Annotated in this window: 1 protein-coding gene; it reads left to right on the forward strand. The window is 52.5% G+C overall.

The genetic code is table 11. From position 1 onward, the window contains the following. Window positions 1-1473: 1473 nt before the first annotated feature. On the forward strand, window positions 1474-1722 hold a 249-nt coding region (locus tag AB6D80_RS18950), incomplete at its 3' end, for a hypothetical protein (protein ID WP_372189271.1).

The raw sequence follows: 1722 nt of genomic DNA on the forward strand, positions 1-1722 counted from the left end.
GACCCTGCCCGAGCATCTTTCATCGACCGTGACATCCTAATAATCAGAATCGACCCTGCCCGAGCATCTTTCATCGACCGTGACATCCTAAGAATATGATTCGACCCAGCCCGAGAGTGAATCAATGACCACTGGCTAACCGGAAAGAGTCTAACCAAGACATTGAAATCGAATCCTGAGCGGTACAGTCCTTCTTAAAAACAAAAAAATACATATAAATATCCAAAAATCATCTCAAGCCGAACGGTACGACCCAAGATTGAGTCGTTGCCCGAGACGGTTCAATTTCTCGGGGTGACAATGAATATGAATTAATTACTAAACAATCTAGAAAATGGTGTTCAAGCCAATTGTCTTTGACGGATTCTCAACTCACGATGACCAGCGGATTCTCGGGTGAAAGACCGGCGCTGGTGCTGCGTCATAACATCCCGTGTCAGTGCGAGACATGGGGAAATGATACTTACGCCGGAGCGAGCGCCTGGGTGCTGGCCAGCCGCCGGTTCCCAGCCGAGGAGCTGGTGGCAGGTCATAACATTCAGTGTCGGTCAGAGATATTGAGCTTGGATATTTGTTTCCAGCGAGGCCCTGGTGATAATCACGACCAGCAGGTTCTCGGGAGAAAGACCGGCGCTGGTACTGGGTCATAACATCCCGTGTCAGTGCGAGACATGGGGAAATGATACTTACGCCGGAGCGAGCGCCTGGGTACTGGCCAGCCGCCGGTTCCCAGCCGAGGAGCTGGTGGCAGGTCATAACATTCAGTGTCGGTCAGAGATATTGAGCTTGGATATTTGTTTCCAGCGAGGCCCTGGTGATAATCACGACCAGCAGGTTCTCGGGAGAAAGACCGGCGCTGGTACTGGGTCATAACATCCCGTGTCGGTCAGAGATATTGAGTTTGGTATTAACAATCCATCGTACCAAGTTGATTCAATAGGCTTGAGGTTTGGTCGAGCTTTAAGTCATTCGTGTTGATTTTGACTAGTTTGAATAGCCCGACTGTTTCAAGCCCTGAGCTAATTTGCGCCGCACTGCCCGAGCAAAAGGTCCGTTCGTTCACCAAAGCCTATGAGTGTTCATCTCCCAGTGCCAGTGCCAGTGCGAGACATGGGAATTGATATCTGCGCGGGAACGAATCCAGGGGTGCTGGCCAGCCGCCAGGGTCCCAGCCGAGGAGCTGGTGCCGGGTCATAACATTCAGTGTCAGTCACAGACTTTGAACTTAGATATCTGATACCAGCGTCGCCTGGTGACCAGCAGGCACTCAGGTGAAAGACCAACGCTGGTGCCGCGTCATAATATCCCGTGTCAGTGCGAGACATGGGGTATTAATACCTACGCCGGCGCGAGCGCCTGGGTAATGGCCAGTCGCCGGGTCCCAGCCGAGGAGCTGGTGCCGGGTTTACTGCATTCAGTGTCGAGCAATGACATTGAGTTTCAGTTTTTTATCAGCGAGCCCCGGAGATACTTGTGACCAGCGGATTCTCGGGTGAAAGACCGACGCTGGTGCCGCGTCACATCATCCCGTGTCACTGCAAGACAGGGAATCGTTACCTACGCCGAGCAAGAACCTGGGTACTGGTCATCCGCCAGGGTCAACTGAAGACCGGCGCTGGTGCTGCGTCATACCATCCCGTGTCAGGCAATGACATTGAGTTTCAGTTTTTTTATCAGCGAGCCCCGGAGATACTTGTGACCAGCGGATTCTCGGGTGAAAGA

This window comes from Vibrio sp. 10N.247.310.17, assembly GCF_041466605.1.
Classification (GTDB): Bacteria; Pseudomonadota; Gammaproteobacteria; order Enterobacterales; family Vibrionaceae; genus Vibrio; species Vibrio tasmaniensis_A.